General features: G+C 61.0%; 1 protein-coding gene. It reads left to right on the top strand.

Annotated elements, in window-relative coordinates; genetic code table 11:
• Window positions 1-538 (top strand): RHS repeat domain-containing protein (locus JMV15_RS27855; protein WP_408004011.1); only part of this gene is annotated, 538 nt, incomplete at both ends.

The raw sequence follows: 538 nt of genomic DNA, 5'->3' as shown, positions 1-538 counted from the left end.
TACGACTACGACAAATCCGGCAACCTCACCCGCCTGCTCGACACCCGCAAAGGCGAACACCGCTACCACTACGACCCCCTCGCCCGCCTGACCCGCGCCGACCACTCCCAAGACGTACAGGAACGCTTCGGCCACAACCCCGCCGGCAACCTGCTGATGCAAGACCGCCCCGGCCCGGACATCGTCGCGGCGAATCGTCTGATGATCCAGGGCGACCGTCATTACGACTACGACGCCTTCGGCAACCTCATCCGCGAACGGCGCGGCAAAGGCCAGCAACTTGTTACTGAGTACCGCTATGACTGCCAGCATCGGCTCATCAGCGTCACGCAACCCAACGGCCAGACCGCCAGCTATCGCTACGATCCATTTGGGCGGCGCATCAGCAAGACCGTGGATGACATAACCACAGAGTTTTTCTGGCAAGGCGACAAGCTAATTGCCGAACACCATGCAGAACGCCATCGCAGCTACCTCTACGAACCCGGCAGCTTCCGCCCACTGGCACTGTTGGACGGTTTCGGCCCAAAAGAAACCA

Origin of the sequence: Pseudomonas paracarnis (genome assembly GCF_904063055.1) — a bacterium.
Lineage (GTDB): Bacteria > Pseudomonadota > Gammaproteobacteria > Pseudomonadales > Pseudomonadaceae > Aquipseudomonas > Aquipseudomonas paracarnis.
Note: the sequence above shows the minus strand (reverse complement) of the source record. Positions and strands in the feature narration are given on the sequence as shown.